Below are 16,608 nucleotides of genomic sequence, written 5' to 3'. Positions count from 1 at the left end.
GGCGAGTTCGCCGATTCGCGGCGACGCCGTGATGTGCGGAATTGCTGCCCGCACTGTACGTCATGTCGGATGCTGGCCGTACACTGAGGCCGAATTCGGCAGTCTGGTCACGAACCCTATGGGGGATTTCCGTCAGATGAGCACCGTCCGGTTTCAGCGCCGTCCCCGCCGGGAGATTCCGCGTTCTCCCGGCGGGGAGGTGACATTGCAGCCGCCGCCGGAAATTCCCCGGAACATTCCCGCGAATCTGTTCACCAAACTCATGCCGCTCGTCATGGTCGTGGGCATGCTCGGCATGCTGGTGCTGCTGTTCACCTCCGGCAGCGGGATCGCCACCAATCCCATGAGCCTCATGTTCCCCATGATGATGGTGGTGTCCATGGTCGGCATGTACGCCGGGCAGGGCGGCAAGGGGCAGAAGGCGGCCGAGGCCGACGAGGACCGCAAGGACTATCTGCGCTATCTGGACCAGGTGCGTCGGGATGTGGCCGAGACCGCCGCGCGGCAGCGCGCCGCGGTCCAGTGGAGCCATCCCGAGCCCGGCCTGGTCTGGATGCTGGCCGGGACCACCCGCATGTGGGAGCGCCGGCCGGGTGACAAGGACTTCTGCCATGCGCGCATCGGGGTGGGCGGGCAGCGGCTCGCCACCCGGCTGGTCGCGCCGGAGACCGGGCCGGTGGAGGAGTTGGAGCCCATCGCGGCGGTGTCGCTGCGGCGGTTCGTGCGCACCCACTCCACCGTGCCGGACCTGCCGACCGCCATCGCGGTGAAGGGTTTCGCGAGTATCCAGCTGGGCGGCGATCGGGCGCAGGCGCGGGATATGACGCGCGCGATGCTGTTGCAGCTGGCCATGTTCCAGGGCCCCGACCAGGTGCTGATCGCGGTGGTGTGCGGTCCGGACACCGCGCGCGAATGGGAGTGGGTGAAATGGCTGCCGCACAGCCAGCATCCGGAGGCGTGCGACGGCGTCGGCTCCGAGCGCATGGTCTACGGCTCCATCCGGCAGGCGCACGCGGGCCTGCGTCCGCTGCTGCACAACCGGGTTCGCTACTCGCGCAATCAGCCGCCCGATCCCGCCCTGGTGCAGGTGGTGGTCGTGGTGGACGGCGGGCTGCTGGAAGCCGACGAGGATCCGCTGCGGGAGACCGGATTCGAGGGGGTGACCGTTGTCGACCTGTGCAATTACGCTCCGCGCCTGGCGGTTTCGCGCGGTATCCAGATGGTGGTGGAGGGCGGTGAGTGTTCGGGCCGGGGCGCGACCGGGGCCATGGAGCGCTTCGCCCGGATCGACCGGGTCACCGCGCGGGAGGCGGAGCGGGCGGCACGGCGGCTGGCTCCGTATCGGCCGGTGGTGCAGCGCGGAACCGAACCCACCGGGGACGAGGGGGAGGTCATCTCCTCCTGGGCGCAATTGCTCGGTCTCGGGGATATCGGCGGTTTCAACCCGGAGCAGGCGTGGCGGCCGCGCTACGGCCGGGAGCGACTGCGGGTGCCGTTCGGGGTGGGGGCCGATGGATTGCCCGTCGTCCTCGATATCAAAGAGGCCGCCGAGGGTGGAATGGGCCCGCATGGTTTGTGCATTGGCGCGACCGGTTCCGGCAAATCGGAATTTCTTCGCACATTGGTGCTTTCGCTGATTGCCACCCATTCGCCGGATCAGCTGAACTTCGTCCTCGTCGACTTCAAAGGTGGCGCGACATTCCTCGGATTGGACGGGGTAGCGCATATCGCCGCCATCATCACCAATCTCGAAGAGGAAGCCGATCTGGTGGACCGCATGCGCGACGCCCTGGCGGGTGAGATGAATCGCCGCCAGGAGCTGTTGCGCGCGGCGGGGAATTTCGCCAATGTGTCCGAATACGAGAAGGCCCGGGCGGCCGGGGCGGATCTCGACCCCATGCCCGCGCTGTTCGTGGTGCTGGACGAATTCTCCGAACTGCTCTCCCAACATCCGGACTTCGCGGAGCTGTTCACCATGATCGGGCGGTTGGGCCGGTCACTGCACGTGCACCTGCTGCTGGCCTCGCAACGGTTGGAGGAGGGGCGGCTCAAGGGCCTGGAGAGTCACCTGTCCTACCGGATCGGACTGAAGACCTTCTCCGCCAACGAGTCCCGCCAGGTGCTGGGGGTGCCGGACGCCTACAACCTGCCCAACAATCCCGGCGGCGGCTACCTCAAGTCCGATTCGGGGGAGATCGTGCGCTTCCAGTCCGCGTACGTGTCCGGGCCGTATGCGGGCGGCGGGTCGCACCGCGAACCGAGCGTCGGCGGCGGGACTCCGGCGGTCGATGTGGCGGCGCGACCGTTCACCGCCACACACGTGGATTACCGTGCGGGCGACTATCTTCCGGCCGCGCCGGAGCCGGTGCTCGACGAGCCGGCGCCCGACGCCGAGCAGATCTCGAACCTGCAGATGCTGGTGTCCCGGGTGCGCGGACACGGGCGTGCGGCGCACGAGATCTGGCTGCCGCCCCTGGACCACGCCCCAACCCTGGATCAGCTCATCCCCCGGTCGGTGCTCACCGGTGAGCACGCCCCGGTGGCGACGCTGCGGGCGCCGATCGGCATCGTTGACCGGCCCTACGATCAGCGGCGCGATCCGCTGGTGGTGGACCTGTCCGGATCGCGCGGGCATGTGGCGGTGGTCGGCGGACCGCAGTCCGGCAAGTCGACGGCGCTGCGGTCGTTGATCATGGCCATGTCGCTCACCCATACCGCCGAGCAGATCCAGTTCTACTGCCTCGACTTCGGCGGCGGCACCCTGGCCGGGCTCCAGGGGCTGCCGCAGGTCGGCGCGGTGGCGAGTCGGCTCGACGCGGACCAGGTGCGGCGCACCGTCGCCGAGATGGTCACCCTGGTGCGCCAGCGCGAGGCGCGGTTCCGGCAGCTCGGCATCGAATCCATGGCGGAGTTCCGGCGGTTGCGCGCCGACGATCCGACGGCCAGCCCGGCCGCCGCCGGAGCCCAGCGGGATCCCTTCGGCGACGTCTTCCTGGTCATCGACGGCTACGGCACCTTCCGTCAGGAGTTCGAGACCCTGGAACAGACCGTCATGAACCTCGCGGGCCAGGGACTTTCCTACGGTGTGCACGTGGTCATCACGCTGGCGCGGTGGCCGGAGGCGCGACCCGCGCTCAAGGATCAGATCGGCACCCGTATCGAACTGCGCCTCGGCGATCCCATGGATTCGGATCTCGGCCGCAAATTCGCCGCGCTGGTGCCCATGGGGCGTCCCGGTCGCGGTATGACGCCGGACTGCCTGCACATGCTCACCGCGCTGCCGCGGGTCGACGGCGTCTCCGATCCGGTGACCCTGGGCACCGGGGTGGCCGGGGTGGTGGCGGCCATCGCCGCGGCGACCTCCGGCCGGGCCGCGCCGCCGGTGCGCATGCTGCCCGAGCGGCTGCCGCGCGAAGACCTGCTGCGGATGGCCGGGAACTGGCCCGCCGGCGTGGACCCGGGGGCCGCCTGCCTGCGCTTCCCGATCGGCATCAACGAATCCGAACTCGCCCCCGTCTACCTCGACTTCGCCGCCAGCCCGCACTTCCTGGTCATCGGGGATTCGGAGTGCGGCAAGACCACGCTGCTGCGCGCCCTGGTGCAGTCCATCTGCGCCGCGAACACCCCGGATCAGGCGCGGCTCATCGTGGGCGACTACCGGCGCGGCATGCTCGGCACCATCCCGCAGGGCTACCAGGCCGGATACGCGTCCACCGCACCGCAGTTCACTCAGAACATGACCGATCTGGCCGCCTATGTCGCCCAGCGCACGCCCGGGCCGGACGTCACGCCGCAGCAGCTCAAGGACCGCTCCTGGTGGTCGGGGCCCGAGCTCTACGTCATCGTGGACGACTACGACCTGGTGGCCACCTCATCCGGCAATCCGCTGCACGCCCTGGTGGACCAGCTCGCGCATGCCCGTGACCTGGGCTTCCATCTGATCGTGGCGCGGCGGTCCGGTGGTGCGGGGCGTGCCATGTACGAGGCCACGCTCAATCGCATGAAGGAGCTCAATTCTGCGGCGCTGATCATGAGTTGCAGCCGGGACGAGGGCACCCTCGTGGGGGCGGTCCGCCCGTCGCCGCAACCGCCGGGGCGCGGCACCTACGTCACCCGCGCCGCCGAGGAGCTCATTCAGCTCGGCTGGCTGCCGCCGGTGTGATGACCATCGACCTGGTTGTCACGGAGACGCGCCTGCGGGCCTGCACGCGCGAAATATGTTGGGACGGACCGCCGACGATCGCCCCGACCAGCGCCGGAACCGGGCTGATGGCGGGGGTGCCGCCGAGCCTGGGGGCCTCGCTCGTCGCCTTCGCCGACTCCGATCGAATCGCCTTCGCGCACCGGGCGGCCGCGGACACGAGGGAGCGTGCGGGCAGCGATGGGTACTGTCTGCCGACCGTGGTGCACGCCTGGGCGGTGCTGCTGCGACACGCGCTGACCAGCCTGCGGCCGACCGGCCCGCTGCTATCCGGCCCCCAGCCATCCGCTCCGCAGCTGTCCGGCCGATTCCAGAAAGGTCTACTCCCCGGAAATCCTCTTCGGGTGCAACCAGTATCCCCACAACGGATCACTGCGGCGTGTCCGACGGCTTGGGGCGCGCGCCCCCTGGCAGCCTTGCGTGCGGCGGCGGGGCGGTGCGGCGCGACAATCGAATTCGACACCTTGGCGGTTCGAGCCGCCACTGCGGAGCCCGCCACCGGCTACGAGCAGCGGGTCCTGGTACTCGAATTCGGCTCCACGTCCACCACGGCGACCGTGGTCGCGCGCACCCCGAACAGCGCCCGGATCGAACGCTGCGAATACGAACCGTTGAGCGGCGCGACCGAATCGTTCCAGCGCGGCGCGATCGAATCGTTCCAGCGCGGCGCGATCGAATCGTTCCAGCGCGGCGCGATCGAATCGTTCCAGCGGACTGCCGCAGACCGGCTCGCGGCACTGCTCGAGCGGGCGGTGGACGACTGCCCGCCCACACGGACCATCGTGCTCGGCGACAGGGCGGCGGTTCCGCCGCGGACCCTACGCGCCCTCCTCACGACCGGCCGCCGCCCGACCGATATCCGCTGGCTGGAGGACTCCCGGCTGTCCCGCGACCCGGGCGCGTAGTTCGCGCCGCCCGCGAATCCACCACAGCCACGGCCCAACGTCGCTGCGCGGCAACCGAAATCGGCGTCGACGAGCCGCAGGGGCACCACCCCGACCGAGCCGAGCGTGCTGCCGATGACGGCGGTGCGCCGGAAGCCGATGCGCGGGTACACCTTTCCGGCCTGGGAGGCCGCCAACGGCCAGCGCGGCCAGCGCATGGTGAGCGCACCAACGGTGAGCCCCGTCGCCACTGCACCTCGTGCCGAGCACACCCCCGCGCGAAAGTCGGCACCGAAAACGGGGTGCCGCGAGGATATCGGAGCGGATTCGCCCGGGGCGCGAGCGCGCTCCGAGCAGGTGACGGAGGCCCCGGCTGTGGACCGGGGCACCCACGGGGTCGGGCTGCCTCAGAACAGGCCCGCGAGGGCGGTGTCCTTGGCCTGGAGTTCGGCGTTGCCGGTGCGGACCAGGGTGGCGGCACCGGAGAGGGTGGCGTTGAGCTGGTCGGTGTGCGAGCGCCAGGTGCGCTGGAGATCGGCGAACGCCTCGTTGGCGTCACCCTTCCAGTTGTTGGCGACGAACTCCTCCACGCTGCGGTGGAAGGCCTCGAGCTGGTCGCGCAGGTTCTCCGCGCGCTTGATGATGGTGTTCGCGTTCTGCTCCACGCCCGCGAACTGGGCGGAAATGATCTGACCCATGGAGCCTGCCATAGCTGTGTCCTTACTCGGGAGGTCGAGAGATTCGGGGGAGGTCGAAAAGAGGCCGGGTGTGCGGTGGGCTACACCGGGGGCAGGTCGAGGCTGGAGACCTGCGCCTTCACCTGGGCCGCGTAGTCGAGGTCGTGCTCCTCGTAATTGGAACCGGCCTTGATGAGGCTCTCGGCGGTCTGCATCAACTTGTCGTTGAGCCGGTCGGCCTGGAAGTAGTAGCGCTCCATGAAGGCGTTGAAGGCGTCGGCCGCGCCGCCCTTCCAGTTGGAGCCGGTGGTGATGGCGTCCTCATCGGCCTTGAGCTGACGGATCTGGCCCATCAGCATCTCGTGCGTCTTCTTGAACTCCTGGGCCTTGGCCTGGATGAGCTCATTACTGGCCTCGAATGCACCTGCCACGGTGCCTCCTTTCGATTCGCGGGCGGACGACCCGTACACAGTCTTGGACGCGGGTCACGGCCCTGCGGTTCCACCCCTGTTTCAGCAATCTGTCAGCACCCTAGCCGACGTGCAGGGTGTCTGACCAGCCCTGATGCGCGAATCTCAGGCAGTTCGACGCGAGACTAATCCCACATTGAAGCCGACCGACCAGCACCTGATCGCGGTGCGCGACTACCAGCTATTGGCCAGCGTCGCGTACTGGGCGGCGGCTCGCTGATGCGCGTCCGCGAGCTGATCGCTCTCCACGGTCGCCACGTACCGGCGATAGCTCACCGCGCACCGGAACCGTTTGATGTCGTAGTCGTCCTGGATCGGGCTCTCCCCGCACACCGCGTGCGGAATCCCGGCCGGAGCGTCCGCCGGTTCCGGATACGCCTTGTCCAGGATCACCGCGACGAGATCGTCGGCGGCCTCGGTGTCTCGAGTGCGGAACAGCATCGACGCGCTCGACATGGCACTGGTCACCGCGAACCGGTCCACCCCGGCCGCGGCCATGATCGGCGACCAGTGCCGCTGGTCCGCGGCGAGATGCAGGAACCCGCGCGCTCCCACCACGAATTGCGTCTTGGTGTCCGGGCTGCCGAAGCCGTCGGGATTGAGGGTGCGCCGCAGCATACCGTCGGTGTCGTACTCGAGGCGCAGGATGTCCTCGCGGCTCAGCGGCGGCAGCTGGTCCAGCAGCGGCAGCTGGGCGTCGAGCACCTTCTCGGTCAGGGCGGTCAGCTGGGTGAGGTCGGGATCGCGCACGCGCAGCAGCAGATTCACCACGTAATTCGAGCGCGCCACCGCAGTGCCGAGACTGGCTACCCCGGGACGCCAATGCGCGTGCGCCTCAGGATATTTCGACAGCGTCACCGGCTCGTTCTCGGCGGCCGCCACCGCGAAGTCGGCCGCCTCGATCTCCTGGGCGGCCGCGGCCGCCGCCGCCTCGCTCGGGAACTGGAGCACCGTCATGGTGACGGCGTCGGCGTCCCTCGGTGTCTTGTCGTTCTCGTCCTTGTCCTGGGAGGCGTGGCCGACCGCGTAGCCGTACAGCAGGCGATGGGTTTCCAGTATCGGCTGGGTGACATCGGCCAGCAGTTTGGTGGCGGACTCGGCGTCGGTGATGGCCAGCGTGCCGGTGGCGTAGGTGAAGCGGTCGTCGAGTTCGAGCCCGTTCGCCACCTGTCCCGCCAAGCGCATGACGGCCAGCTTGGTGCCCGCGCTCAGATCGTTGTAGTAGGTGTAGCGCATATCCAGCGGTTCGGTCGGATACGTGCCGACATCCAGTGTGCGCACATCGATTTCGCCCGCCGCCGGGGTGCCGTCGACGGCGGCGCAACCCGCCGCCGCGCAGACCGCCGCCACCAGGGCCATGAGCCGGATACGTCGTGAAAACATGGTCATCCTCGGCGTGGTGTCGTACTGCGGCGTCGTCATTCGCTGTTGACGAGCAGGGCGTACTGCGCGGATATCCGCTGCTGGGCGTCGAGCAGCTGATTGGCCGCGACCTCGGCGGCATAGCGGCCGTGCGAGACGTAGCAGTAGTAGGCGATCTCGAAATCGTTCGCGGTGACCGCGTGGCGGCACTGGGCGTCGGGCAGTCCGGTCGGTGCGTCGACACGGACGAACTTCCGGGTGGTCTCGGCCCGGTCGGCGACGAACTCGCGAGCGGCCGCCGCGTCGCGGGTGCGGTAGACGTATGCGCCGCGCCAGGCCACCCGATCCACCCCGGTCCGCTCGAACAGCGGTGCGTCGAGTTCGGGCGCGATGGAGATGTGCAGCCCGCCCTGTCGCTCGTACACCCCGGGAATGCCGCGCTGTGCGCCGTCGTCGAGCACGGTGAACAGCGAGCGCGCCAGCACGCCGTCGGGGTCGACCGGCAGCTGGGTCAGCTGATCGGCCGGGGTGACCGGGAATTCGGCGACCCGCGGCGCGATGGTCTCGATACTGCGTTCCACGCGTTCGATCAGCTTGGCGTGATCCGCTTCCTCGAGTTCGGCCATGACCGAATCGAAGACGTAGGTGAAGATGACGAATTGCCCGGTGGCGTACCAGGATCGAATCTGCCCCGGGCCGGAGATGTTGTCGGTGGTGTAGGCGACGGCCTCCGGATAACGCGGGATCGTCACCGGTGTGTTGTCCTCCGACGCGGCCATATCCAGTTCGCCCAGCGCCCTGGCGGCGGCCGTGGCTGCCTGCTCGTCGGAGAAGATCATGACCAGATTGTCCAGCTCGTAGGACAGGCTCGGCATATTGTCGGACCGGCCGGTCGTCACGAATCCCGCCACGAATCCCGGCGCGGCCTCGCGCATGGCGTCCTTGTCGGCCGTGGTGCGCGTCCCCATGGCGGAGGTGTCGAAGCCGATGAACGGGCGGATGGCGCCGCCCATGGCGGAGGCCGCGTATTTCACCTCGGGCATGATCTCCCACGGCAGCGGCAGGTAGTTGGCGAGCCGTTCGGCTTCGACGAGTCTGGCCAGCTCGATCTCGTCGGCGGTGCCGTAGGGCTTCGGTTCGGTGTCGAAACCGCCGACATCGAGGGTGGCCAGATCGACGGCCGGTTCCGGGATCGGCGGGCTCTCCGGCTCCGATCCGCAGGCGCTGGTCAGCGCCACGGCCGCCGCGAGTCCGGCGGCGCACAGCGCACGCTCCAGTAGACGCATGGGCTCCCCTCCCTACACCGAGTCGCGGGTGTCGCGGGCGACTCGGCTGCTGACAACGCGCCCCACCCTACTTCACGCGGCTCTGGAGTACCGGTACGAGTTCGGCCAGCAGGACGCGCTCGGAATCCGCCGTCCAGTTGCGCACGGCCGCCACCGCCGCCGGGGTGTCCAGCGGAATCACCACCGCCCGCGAGCCGGTGATTTCGTGGGGCAGGCCGAGAAGTCCACCGCCGCCGGCCTTCTCGTCGCTGCGCACGGCGATGATGTAGGAGTCGGCGGGCGCTTTCAGCGAACCGTACTCGGTCGCCGGGCGCGGTGAGGGCTCATCGCCCTGCCGGGTGAGGTCGAGGCTGTAGACGAAGCCCAGATCGGCGAGGAACTGGGTCTGCGGGGTGCCGCCGAGGTAGATGGAGAACTTCCGCGACTCGGTGACGTCCACCATGGTGATGGTCTTGCCGTGGAAGGCCGGATTCGCCTCGCGGGCCTGCTCCAGCGAGGTCAGCGCGATCGCCGTGGTGCTGGAAGACGCTGCCGCCGTGGTGGTCCCGTCCCCGGTCGGGGTGTCGTCGCGCAGCGACCAGACGCCGATCCCGGCGGCGAGCGCGACCGCCACCGTCGCGGCACCGGCCCCTACGAGCAGACCCCGGCGGCGCTTGCCGGGCGCGCCGACCACCCGCCCGGGCTGGGAGACCTGGGTGGCCATATGCGGCCCGGACTCCTGCGGACCCGCCAGCATGCCCGGCGACGCGACCTGCACCGGATACGTGGGCGAGGTGGTGGTGCGGACCGGTCGGTAGCCGGGGGTGAGGGCCTCGGCCGCCGCGTCGGCGAGTTCACGGCAGCTGCCGAAGCGGTGCGCCGGATTCTTGGCCAGCGCTCGGGCGATCACCTGGTCGATGGCCTCCGGCAGATGCGGGTTCACGGCCGTGGCACGCGGCGGCGGCTCGTGCAGGTGGCCCATCATGACCAGTGCGGGTTGCGTTGCCGGATACGGGTTCTGACCCGTGAGCAGCTTGTAGAAGGAACAGCCCAGACTGTAGATGTCGGCGCGATGGTCGAGCGGCTGTCCGGCCAGCTGCTCCGGCGGCGCGTAGGCGATGGTGGCGACGAAACTGCCGGTCTGGGTGAGTTCGATGGTGTCCTCGGTGGACTTGGCGACTCCGAAATCGGCCAGCAGGGCGCGCTCCTCCTCGTCCCCACCGGCCGTGGAGAGCAGGAAGTTGGCGGGTTTGACGTCGCGATGCAGCAGGTTGTTGCGATGCGCGTAGTCCAGGCCGCGCCCCACCTGGGCGATGATATTGAGCGCCCGCAGCGGGGTCATGCCGTGTGGATCGCGCTTCTGCTCCGCGGAGGCATCGGTGCCCTCCACGTACTGCATGGCGATCCACAGCTGGCCGTTCTCCTCGCCGCGATTGTGGATCGTCACGATATTCGGATGGTCCAGTCCCGCGGCGATATTCGCCTCGCGTTCGAAACGGCCACGGAACTCGCGGTCACGTGACAGATCGGCGCTGAGTACCTTGAGCGCGTCCATGCGCGGCAGTTGCGGATGTTTGGCCAGGTAGACGGTGCCCATGCCGCCGGAGCCGAGTACCCGTTCGATCCGGTATCCGCCGACGATGGTGCCGGGGCTCATCGCCATAACTTGCGAACTCCTGGTCGACTGGGGGCCTTCGATGCTCTCGGCGAGCATACTGGACGGCTTCGCGGAGAGGCTCGGCGAAGAAATCCGGTCCGAACGCGACAGTGGGCGGCCACGTAACCTGATGCTGTGCTGAACCTCGCCCGCCGCCCGTCGTTCCGGGGCCGATTCCTGTGATGGATCGGCAGGTCGAGGTGGTCGCGGGCAGTCATGTGCTCACCCGCGTGGCGGGTGCCGTCATTCTCGTGGCGCATCGGGAGAGCGGCAGGCTCACATCCGAATCCCGGGCCGCCGTCGCCGCCCGGGCGCTGGGTGATCTGGTCGCGGAGGCCACCGAGGAGGCTCCCGACGGTCCCGGACGGCTGGTCGCGCGGCAGGCCACCCGGTGGCTCATGAAGGAGGCCGAGCGGATTTCGCCGGGACAGTCCGTGGACTTCGGGATACTGTCGGCCGCCGACACCGGCGGTGTGGCCGTCTTCCTGCACGGTGCGGTGACCGCGGTGCTGGCCGGACAGTCGGTCGAGTACTACCGGGGTAGTGACGCCGCCTTCACCGTGGACCGGGTCGCCGAGCATCCGGCGCTGGCCGCGGCGCTCTACATCGACGACGGCCGAGGGCGGGTGCCGGAACTGCCGCAGCGAGGTGTCGGCTCACTCGTCGAGGGTGTCGCGCAGGCCGGTGGCGCGGTGGTGTGGTTCGAGGGCGAACCGCTGCCGGTGCGTCGGCGGGCGATCCCGTCGCACGGGGTGGAATTCGGGGGCGGCGGGCGGCACAGCGCCCCGGAGCCGGGTGAGTCGCCCCGGGGTCGGCATGCCGCGCCGCCACCGACGGCCGCCTTCGATCCGATCACCGATCGTGCTGTGCCGGAATACGATCCGGATCTCACGCCGACCCGCACCTCGACCCGACTGCCCGCCGAGTTCGAGGTCGCCGAGGGTGTGTCGCCGCAGTCGGGTGCGCACACCGACCCGGATTCCGATGCGGTCGGCGGTCACGGCTCGAATGCGAGCCTCGGCGCGGGCTCACAGCCCGTGCCGCGCACCGGTCCCGCTGGGGCGCAATCGGATTCGGCCGATACCGGTGACTTCGACCCGCACCGCGCCCCGACCGAGCTGGGCGGCACCAATCCCGCGCCCACACCGGACCCGGATCTGCAGCGCCGCCTGGATGCCACCGCCAAGGCGACGGCGCTCACCGTGAAGGTGCTCGGATTCAGATGCGCGCGAGCGCATCCCAGTGATCCACGGTCGGCGTTCTGCAGTGTGTGCGGGATGCCGGTGAACCAGACCCAGCCGCTGGGCGAGGTGATCCGCCCGCCGCTGGGCATGCTGCTGCTCGACGACGGCATGACCTACATGCTCACGGCGGACGCGGTGGTGGGACGCGATCCGGAGCAGTCCGAGGCGGCCCGGGCGGGCCTGGTGCCGCTGCGCGTCGACGACGCCTCGGGAGGAATGTCCCGCGCGCACGCCGAAATCCGTTTGGTGAACTGGGATGTCACGGTGGTCGACCGCGGCTCCACCAACGGCACCCGCGTCCGCCTGCCCGGCTACCACGACTGGGTGCGGCTGCAACCCCACCAGCCCATGGCGCTGACCTACGGAGCGGAGGTGCTGCTCGGCAACCGCGTACTGCGCCTGGAACCCGTCGCGCCGCCGCCCTTCGGGTAGCCGGGGTGATACGTCGCGACAGCGCGACCGTCGCTAGCTGTAGCGCGCGTCGCAGGTGTTGCGGCTGCCGAGCACTCCGGCGCGGAACGCGTCCACCCGGGAGAATCCGCTCGGCACGGTCTTGCCCTCGGTATCGCTGGCCGCCAGGCCGTCGGTGAGCAGACCGGAGACCGCCTCGTCCAGATCGCCGGGGGAGAGTGTGATGCTCGCCTGGGTTCGCGTATCCGGATCGGCCAGTTCCGCCGTGATCACCCCGGCCAGGCAGGCGGCCCGCAGGCCGGTCTTCGCGCCGGTGAGCCGTTGACCGGCGGCGTGCTGTACGGCCAGTGCGTAGCGGGAGATGAAGACCACGTACGCGTTGTAGTCGCCGGTCACCTTGACCGGAAGTCCGTCCTGCTCTTCGGCATCGGCCGCGCCCCGATCGGCGAGCGCGGACAGGTCGGTGCCGATGGTGTTGGTGGCCGGGCAGTAGGTCACCGGCACGGTGTCGGCGCCGTCGCGGCAGTCGAGATTCGCGGTGTCGTAGTCGTACTTGGGCTCGTCCGCGATCGGCATGATGGCCGTCATGGCCTTCGCCAGTTCGGTGAGAGTGCCCTGGCCGACTTCGGATTCGCCGCGGTTGGCGTCATCGCCGAAGTCCTGCGGCAGCTTTCCGCGTCGGCTCTCGATCTCGGCCATATCGATGGCCTTGCAGCTCCTGGCCCCGTCGGTGAAGCCGATCTGCACCGCCGTCACGCGTTCGAAGGCCGAACCGTGCACGCTCTCCGGATCCTCCGGATCGGAATCGCGGATGGCCACGGTGGCGGCCAGCACCGAATTCAACCCGTCGGAGGTGTTGATGGTGAAGTGCTTCGACTTGCCCTCGGCCACATGCCGGATGAACGCCCCCGCGAAGCAGTCCGCCTGCTGTTCCTTGACGATCACCGGATCCTTGCGGCCGATCAGCTTGGCCATGGTCTGGATGGCGTGGCCGTACTCGTGGGCCATCACCATCACCACCGACATCTGTCCGAAGGTGTCCTGCATGGTCGGCAGCAGCACCGCGCGGTCCCAGCCGATGGAATTGTCGAGGCGGCAGTACGCGGCATTGACCAGGCGGTAGGTGGTCTCGTCGCAGAAGCGCACCGCCTGGGCGCGCGGGGTGCGCGCGCTCCACGACACGAAGGTGTTCACCGGCGTGAATTCGTTGCCGAACTCCTTCGGATACTCCTGCTGCCAATAGGTCTGGATATCTTCCAGGGCATTGAGGACCAGTGTGTCGATGGCGCCGCCGTCGGAGTTGGTGGCGGTGAAGGCCGAGTCGGGCACGCCCGCGCGGGGGCCGTTGGGTCCGCTGGTGGTGGGCAGACCGGCCACTTGGAACGGATCGTCGTAGATGGATACGGCCCGACCCTCGACGGTGAATGTGCATCCGGCCAGCAGCGCGGCCACCAGAGTGAACACGGCCAGGGCCGCCGCTGTCCGGCCGCCCGGTTCGATCCGTCGCGAGGATCGGCCGGTCGTACGGCGCATCGACACATCCACTCCCTTGCCAGCCGACCAGTTCCCGCCCGAGGGTAGACAGCTTGCCGCTCGGGGCTCCGCCGAAGTCCGGGCAATCGAATAGTATCCGCAGCATGTCTTTACCGGGGGCGCAGCAGATCACCGTGCGTCATGAAGGAACCGATCGGGTCTTCGACGCGAGTCAACAGGTCACCATGGGACGGGCACCCGAGGTGGCGCTGTTCGTGGACAGCCCTCTCGTGTCGCGCGTACACGCCACCCTGTCGTTTCAGGGTGGCGCCTGGGTGCTCACCGACAACGGCAGCACCAATGGCGTCTTCGTGGACGCTCGCAGGCTGACCATGCCGCTGGCCATCCACCGGCCCACCCAGGTGCGCCTGGGCGACGCCATCACGGGGCCGCTGCTGCATCTGCTGCCGCAGGCCGCCCGCGGGGGGAGCGGGCCGACGCCGAACCCGGCCGCGCCGCCGCAGCAGTGGCCGCCGCAGCAGCGCCCGCCGGAACCGCGCCGCACCCCGCCGCCACCGCAGCAGCGGCCGCAGCCCTACGCGCAGCCGCACGCCTTCCGGCAGCCGACGAATCAGCCGCCGCTGCATCGGCCGCCGTCACAACCGCAGCATCAGCCGCCCGCGCATCAGCAGCCGCCCGCGCATCAGCAGCCACCCGCGCAGCACCAGCCACCCGCGCATCAGCAGCCGTCCCATCAGCAGCCGCAGCACCGGCTGCCGTCGCAGCCGCAGCAGATGCACCGCCCGCCCTCCACCCCGCAGCCGGAGGTGCGTCCGCCGTCGATGCCGCAGCCGGAGGTACGACCCCCGTCGGCGTCGCAGCCGGAAGTGCCGCTGCACGCGGGCGCTCCGGATGTCATGAATATGACGGCCAAGGCCGATGTCTCGGCCCTGCCGCCGGTGCGCGCCCGGGCCGCCGAAGGTCCCGTGGCGCGGGCGGATCGGCTGCCCGCGGGCGGGCTCACCATCGGTCGTACGCCGGACAATCAGATCGTCGTCAACGATCCGCTGGCCTCCCGCAAGCACGCCCGCCTCATCGCGGGCAATCAGGGCGGGCTGACCATCGAGGATCTCGGGTCGGCCAACGGCACCTTCGTCAACGGTCGTCGGCAACAGCAGGCCGAGCTGCGCGAACGCGATATCGTCACCATCGGCAATGTCGACTTCGTCGTCAAGGAGGGCACCCTCGTCCACCGGCAGCGGCCGGTCGCCGAGCAGGGCCTGCACGTACACGGCATCGGGTTCACCGTCGAGGGCAACAAGCAGCTGCTCGTCGATGTGAACATGCAGGCCGGGCGCGGATCGCTGACCGCGCTCATCGGGCCCTCGGGTGCGGGCAAGTCCACGCTGTCCAAACTCATCGCGGGCGCGACCCAGCCCTCGGCCGGTGTGGTCACCTTCGAAGGTCGCAATCTGCACGCCGAATACGACGCGCTGCGCTCCCGTATCGGCATGGTGCCCCAGGACGATGTGCTGCACCGCCAGCTCACCGTCAAGCAGGCATTGGGCTTCGCCGCCCAGCTGCGCCTGCCCCCGGATACCACCAAGGAAGACCGCAAACGCGTGATCGACGGCGTGCTGGCGGAACTTTCGCTCACCCAGCACGCCGACACCCGCGTCGACCGGCTCTCGGGTGGTCAGCGCAAGCGTGCCTCGGTGGCCATGGAGCTGCTGACCGGTCCCTCGCTGCTGATCCTCGACGAACCCACCTCGGGTCTGGATCCGGCGCTGGACCGTCAGGTCATGACCATGCTGCGGGAGCTCGCCGACGCGGGCCGCACCGTCATCGTGGTGACGCATTCCGTTGCCTGCCTGGACATGTGCGATCAGGTGCTGTTGCTCGCGCCCGGCGGCAAGACCGCGTTCTGCGGGCATCCGGGCGGGGTGCAGGACTTCCTGGGCACCAGCGACTGGGCGGAGATCTTCGCCCGGGTGGCCGCCGATCCCGATCGCGCCTTCGCGAATTACCGGTCGCGCCAAGCCTTCGCACCGCCACCACCGGCGGTGAAACAGCTCGAACCGGTGAAGCCGCCGAAATCCAGTGGTTTCAAACAGTTCTCGACATTGGCGCGCCGACAGGTGCGGTTGATCCTGGCCGACCGCGGCTATCTCATCTTCCTGGCGGTCATGCCGTTCGTGCTCGGCGGGTTGTCGCTGGTGGTGCCGGGCAAGAACGGTTTCCAGAAGGGTGCGCTCACCCAGATGCCGGACGGCTCCTTCATGGTCGTCGGCGGCAGCGAATCCCAGCAGTTGCTGGTGGTGCTGGTACTCGGCGCCTGTTTCATGGGATCCACCCTGACGGTGCGAGATCTGGTGGGGGAGCGCGCGATCTACTTCCGTGAGCGCGCGGTCGGCCTGCGCTCGGGTGCGTACCTCATGTCGAAGGTGGCCATCTTCAGCATTGCCGCGCTGTTGCAGGCGGCGGTCATGCTGGGCATCGTGCTGGCGGTCAAGAAGGCGCCCGGTGCCGGCGCGGTCATCCCCAACGGCAGTATCGAGCTGTATGTCGATATCGCGTTGACCACGGTGACCTGTGTGGTGCTCGGCCTGCTGCTGTCCACGCTGGCTCGCTCCAACGAGCAGGTGATGCCGCTGCTGGTCGTCATCATCATGTGTCAGCTGGTGATGGCGGGCGGCATGATCCAGGTGACCGACCGGGTGGTTCTGGAGCAGGTGTCCTGGCTGTTCCCGGCGCGCTGGGGCTATGCCGCCGGTGCGTCCACGGTGAACATCCGTGAACTGTTCGCCGCCGCGCAGCCCGATGAGCTGTGGCAGCACGAACCACGGATCTGGGCGCTGAACGTGGGCATGCTGGGCGTGCTGGCGCTGGTCTTCGCGCTGCTCACCTGGTCTCGGCTGCGGCTCAAGAAATCGGCCGCGTGACGGGCGCGCCGCGCGTGCCGAC

Annotated in this window: 10 protein-coding genes; 4 read left to right on the top strand and 6 right to left on the bottom strand. The window is 69.1% G+C overall.

Annotated features, from left to right (window positions below; translation table 11 throughout):
• The first annotated feature begins 136 nt into the window (after nucleotides 1-136).
• Both eccCa and QJS31_RS09810 read left to right on the top strand, forming a co-directional pair.
• Nucleotides 137-4,162, top strand: a complete 4,026-nt coding sequence (eccCa, locus tag QJS31_RS09815) for a type VII secretion protein EccCa (RefSeq protein WP_306356482.1) — start codon at nucleotides 137-139, stop codon at nucleotides 4,160-4,162.
• Entirely contained in the window at nucleotides 4,162-5,106 is a 945-nt protein-coding gene (locus tag QJS31_RS09810; RefSeq protein WP_306356481.1) for a hypothetical protein, read from the top strand. The genes eccCa and QJS31_RS09810 overlap by 1 nt, the downstream gene beginning before the upstream one ends.
• Before the next feature lie 386 nt (nucleotides 5,107-5,492).
• Here QJS31_RS09810 and QJS31_RS09805 read toward each other — a convergent pair whose 3' ends face one another.
• From QJS31_RS09805 to QJS31_RS09785, 5 genes are all read right to left on the bottom strand, one after another.
• Nucleotides 5,493-5,795, bottom strand: coding sequence for a WXG100 family type VII secretion target (locus QJS31_RS09805; RefSeq protein ID WP_228808589.1), 303 nt, complete (start codon nucleotides 5,793-5,795; stop codon nucleotides 5,493-5,495).
• A 68-nt stretch (nucleotides 5,796-5,863) separates the two neighbouring features.
• Nucleotides 5,864-6,193 carry a WXG100 family type VII secretion target gene (locus tag QJS31_RS09800; protein ID WP_186000594.1) on the bottom strand — a complete coding sequence of 110 codons (330 nt, stop codon included), beginning with the start codon at nucleotides 6,191-6,193 and terminating at the stop codon, nucleotides 5,864-5,866.
• Between the two features lie 213 nt (nucleotides 6,194-6,406).
• Nucleotides 6,407-7,615, bottom strand: coding sequence for a hypothetical protein (locus tag QJS31_RS09795; RefSeq protein WP_306356480.1), 1,209 nt, complete (start codon nucleotides 7,613-7,615; stop codon nucleotides 6,407-6,409).
• Nucleotides 7,616-7,650: 35 nt separating this feature from the next.
• Nucleotides 7,651-8,880, bottom strand: a complete 1,230-nt coding sequence (locus QJS31_RS09790) for a hypothetical protein (protein ID WP_282785653.1) — start codon at nucleotides 8,878-8,880, stop codon at nucleotides 7,651-7,653.
• A 67-nt stretch (nucleotides 8,881-8,947) separates the two neighbouring features.
• Nucleotides 8,948-10,522, bottom strand: coding sequence for a serine/threonine-protein kinase (locus QJS31_RS09785; protein ID WP_306356479.1), 1,575 nt, complete (start codon nucleotides 10,520-10,522; stop codon nucleotides 8,948-8,950).
• A gap of 176 nt (nucleotides 10,523-10,698) precedes the next feature.
• Between QJS31_RS09785 and QJS31_RS09780 the strand changes: the two genes are divergently transcribed.
• Nucleotides 10,699-12,192 carry an FHA domain-containing protein gene (locus QJS31_RS09780; RefSeq protein WP_306356478.1) on the top strand — a complete coding sequence of 498 codons (1,494 nt, stop codon included), beginning with the start codon at nucleotides 10,699-10,701 and terminating at the stop codon, nucleotides 12,190-12,192.
• A 33-nt stretch (nucleotides 12,193-12,225) separates the two neighbouring features.
• On the opposite strand, the gene QJS31_RS09775 is transcribed toward QJS31_RS09780, so the two are convergent.
• Nucleotides 12,226-13,704: a metallopeptidase gene (locus QJS31_RS09775; protein ID WP_306356477.1), complete on the bottom strand. Its 1,479-nt coding sequence runs from the start codon at nucleotides 13,702-13,704 to the stop codon at nucleotides 12,226-12,228.
• A gap of 104 nt (nucleotides 13,705-13,808) precedes the next feature.
• Between QJS31_RS09775 and QJS31_RS09770 the strand changes: the two genes are divergently transcribed.
• A complete protein-coding gene (locus QJS31_RS09770) occupies nucleotides 13,809-16,586 on the top strand; it encodes an FHA domain-containing protein (protein WP_306356476.1) in 2,778 nt (925 codons plus the stop codon).
• Nucleotides 16,587-16,608: the final 22 nt, after the last annotated feature.

It is taken from the genome of Nocardia sp. CC213A (assembly GCF_030766805.1).
Classification (GTDB): domain Bacteria; phylum Actinomycetota; class Actinomycetes; order Mycobacteriales; family Mycobacteriaceae; genus Nocardia; species Nocardia otitidiscaviarum.
Note: the sequence above shows the minus strand (reverse complement) of the source record. Positions and strands in the feature narration are given on the sequence as shown.